This window comes from Paraeggerthella sp., from assembly GCF_048427265.1.
GTDB lineage: Bacteria > Actinomycetota > Coriobacteriia > Coriobacteriales > Eggerthellaceae > Paraeggerthella > Paraeggerthella hominis.
Map to the genome: position 1 here is coordinate 1 of NZ_DBFOSR010000122.1, position 3574 is coordinate 3574.

Below are 3574 nucleotides of genomic sequence, written 5' to 3' on the forward strand. Positions count from 1 at the left end.
CTCACCGGGTGGCGAACCACGGTGCGCAGGTTCTCCGGCTTGGATCGACGCGGGTCGCTCAGGTAGATCTCGTGATGCAGGCGCACGCCGGGCACGCCGCCGTTCGCGTCAAGCTCGGCGAGCAGCGCGCGTGCGTTCTCGGGATCGGCGATGTCGTCTTTCAGGTGGGAGTCGGCTATGAAGGCGGACAGGGCTGCGACGGTGGCCGGCTCGTCGTCGTAAGGGCCGCGATGCAGAACCTGCGCGCAGGGGCCTTCGGCGAAGCGGACCAGGCGAGCTTGCGCGGTATCCAGCCCCGGTTTTTTCGCGGCTGCCTTTTCGCACGCCCAAGCGAAGGTTTCGGTCGTCACGAAGTCGGGCTGTCGAATCAAAGAGACCCATTGCAGCTTGCTTTTGTCCGTAATGCGACGTCCGTCGAAGCCGCCGGAGGCCGTCCACCAAAGGCCTTCGAGCGGTGCTACCTTGTATTCAAAGTAGCCATCCGGTTGCCAATCGCCGTTTTTCGCCATTCTGATGGTGTACGACAAGGCGTACAGAAGTCCCACGGCCTGCGCGTACGCGCCGTTTTCGTCGTTGGGATCGCCCTCGCCGGCAACGGCGATGAACGTCATGGCGGGCGCCTCCACGAGCGTCGGCTTCGTCTTCGGAACGTAAAGTTCTTTGTATTCCTTCGTGAAATCGAATGCCATGAGGCTATCCTCCTTGACTCAGATGACTGGATTGCCGATTATCTCGCGCTGCGCTTTTTTCGTCAGCTTGCCGAATACCAGGCTGTAGGAATGATCGCACAATTCGTACAGCAGCTCGTCGGGCACCGCGCCGTCCAGGTCGATGGATATCCAGTGGCGCTTGTCGGCGTAAAAGCCGGGCAGGATGTCGGCATGCTCGCTGCGCAATGCAACTGACCAGGCTGGATCGCATTTGAGCGACAGGAGCGAGCGACCTGCGTATGCGGCGGCGTGCTCTTGGCCGGGCTTCATGGCGGCAGCGAACATCTTTCCGCCAACCTGGTAGCGCCACCAGTCCCATTCCGCCTTGTAATCTTTGGTGCAGCCCGGCTTGGCAAGCAGGTATGCGTCTATGTCGTCGTGCATGGTTTGCGCTCCTTTGCCCGTGCTATGCGAATGCCCCGCGTTTGAATGCGGTGCGCCAGGTCTCGACGTTGCCCCACGGCTTGATATCGAGGCGTCCGAACAGCGCGCACGCCAGTTCGATTCCCGCGGCGCCATTCGCGGTGATGAAGCGCCCGCCGTCTACGACGGGCTGGTTCCGGAATCGATCGTGGCCCCGATAATGGGGTGCTAGCTGGGCAAACTCGTAGTCCGCGTTGCCCGTGTGATCACAGTCGTCCAAGTAGCCGCGTTCGGCTAGAAACGAGCATGCGCCGCAGATTGCAGCTACCGGCACCGCGCGGGCCAGGCACGCGTCCACCAGCCACGCGCCCGCGCGTACGATGTCCGGTTCTTGCCAGCTTTCGCCGCCCACGAGAATCGCCAGGGCCAAATCTTCGGGAACCTCGTCGCGCTCTGCCGTCAAATCGGGCACTACGGTCAGTCCCCCTATCGACCGCACATTGCCCTGCCGCGTCGCCATGGTGCGCACGGCGTATCCGGTTTCGGGTTTGTTGATTTCAGAGCAGGCATGCCCCACCTCCCAATCTGCGAATCGATCGGGCAGGAACGCAAGCACGGTGCCGCGGCGATTCCCCTGAGGTCCTAGTGCGTTGTCGCGTTCGCTCACTGAAGCTCCTTTACGCCAAAGCCACGAATATATCGATGTCGGCGCAACTCATGTCTTCGCCGGGCAAGTACGCTTCGAAGTCGACGGTGAACGACCGTTGCGCCATGAGCGCTTCGTCGGTCCAGATGTCCATCCAGGCCTTCTGCACGCTCTCCACGCAGTCGCCGCCGCGGATCTCCACCTTCGCGTAGCGGCCGGCCGGTATAACCTGGCGTGCGGAGCCGGCTTCGGCTTCGTTCGTCTCGCAGCCGATGAGCAGGTCGTACTCGTTCGTGGCCAGGTCGTAGTTGTAGTAAAGCGCGAAGCAGGGGTAGGGGTTCGCAATCGCCCCCGGCACGCTCTTGTCCATGCCCTCTTCCATGAACCGCTGCCATAGGCCGCCGATGTCCGCGGTGCAGGAAGGGCTGTCGTTGGCGGTGCGCAGGGTGATTCCCGCAACGGTGCGCTCGGGAAGCTCGACGATCGTGTACTCCATGGCAGTTCCTCTCGATTTTGGTTTCGATGGCAAGGTGATTGTATGAAACAAAACCGGACAAGGCGTGTCCGCTACAGCAAGAATCGAAGGGATTTTCAAGGGGTTCGCGTTTCGTACGTCCGCGCGATCGCTTCCGCCTGCGATTGCAGCCAGGCGCGCAGGCGCACGGGTTCGGCTACTTCCAAACGGTCGCCGAACGACAGCAGGTAGAACATCATGCGCTCGGTTATGTCGCAGGATAGACGGACGCGCAGGCGGCCGTCTTCCAGCTGCTCGATGGCCGACGGTTCGAATTCTTCCCGAATGCGGCCGATGTCTTGCGGCGTTTGCGGGCTGAACAGCAGCACCAGCGGTTCAGCCGAGGCGGTCGTATAGCCTTCCTGCATCTGGGCTGGAAGCTCGCGCGGGACGAACGTTTCCGGCAACAGCTCCATCGAGTCCCATACGATGCGGAACAGCTTGAACGTGCGCCAGTCCTCGCGCATCCGGCACCACGCGCGAATATACCAGGAACGCTCCTTGAACAGGAGCTTGACGGGTTCGACCACGCGCTCGCTCGTGCGTTCCGCGGCGTCTCGGTACCTGAATCGCAAGGGGCGTCGTTCGAGGATCGCCCGTCGTGCCACGTCGAAGACGTTCTTGTATTCGGGCGGCGCGCCCCAAAACGAAAGGTCGATGTCCAGCCAATCGGCGCCTTCCCGTTGGAACAGGCGCCCAAGCCGTTCGTGCGTGGCGGGCGAGTCGGCGGCTCCGGTTGCCCTGAGCGCGGAAAGCGCGGCAAGGATGTCGTCTTTCTCCCTGTCGGTAACAAGGGATTTATCTAGAACGTATCCCTTCATGAGGTGCACGCCGCCGCCCTTGCCGCGCGTCATGTATACGGGAACTCCTGCGGCCGAAAGCGCCTCGACGTCGCGGCGCACCGTGCGATCCGATACCTCAAGCCGCGCTGCAAGATCGCCCGTCGTTCGCGGCGATCGTTCCATGAGCAAGAACACGATCTCGAAAAGGCGGCCTGCTTGCATCGGTCAGCCTTTCGCGCAGGCGTTTGCGCGCGCGAGCACGCTTCGTACCGTTTCGGGCCGCTCGCTTGCCAACGTGGGGAAGGGGACGACGGGTTCGGGTTCTGCGTCGAACGGGGCAAGGGCAAGCACGAGCCAGGCGACGTCGCGCCACGCTCCGCAGGTGTACCCCGCGTTCTTCTGGACGCCCATACACGTGAACCCGAAGGCTTCATGCAGGTGTTCGCTTGCAGCGTTCGGCACTGTGACCAGCGCATACGCTGCTTTCACGCCCTGTTCGCGCACCAGGTCCACAAGGGCGCGATACAGCACGGTTCCCAGGCCGCGCCCGCGCGTTTCG

At 62.6% G+C, this 3574-nt stretch carries 6 protein-coding genes; all 6 read right to left on the reverse strand.

What is annotated here, in order from left to right:
• A partial coding sequence (locus tag ACMNI9_RS10960) for a transcriptional regulator (protein ID WP_418832096.1) occupies positions 1-689 on the reverse strand: 689 nt, incomplete at its 3' end.
• Between the two features lie 18 nt (positions 690-707).
• Entirely contained in the window at positions 708-1094 is a 387-nt protein-coding gene (locus ACMNI9_RS10965) for an MmcQ/YjbR family DNA-binding protein (RefSeq protein WP_418832099.1), read from the reverse strand.
• 22 nt (positions 1095-1116) lie between these two features.
• Positions 1117-1740, reverse strand: coding sequence for a DJ-1/PfpI family protein (locus tag ACMNI9_RS10970; protein ID WP_418832102.1), 624 nt, complete (start codon positions 1738-1740; stop codon positions 1117-1119).
• A gap of 10 nt (positions 1741-1750) precedes the next feature.
• On the reverse strand, positions 1751-2215 hold the full coding sequence (locus tag ACMNI9_RS10975; protein WP_114567650.1) for a GyrI-like domain-containing protein: 465 nt from the start codon (positions 2213-2215) through the stop codon (positions 1751-1753).
• A 95-nt stretch (positions 2216-2310) separates the two neighbouring features.
• Positions 2311-3237, reverse strand: coding sequence for a helix-turn-helix transcriptional regulator (locus ACMNI9_RS10980; RefSeq protein WP_216528828.1), 927 nt, complete (start codon positions 3235-3237; stop codon positions 2311-2313).
• A gap of 3 nt (positions 3238-3240) precedes the next feature.
• Positions 3241-3574: N-acetyltransferase family protein (locus ACMNI9_RS10985; protein ID WP_418832105.1), on the reverse strand; the 334-nt coding region annotated here is incomplete at its 5' end.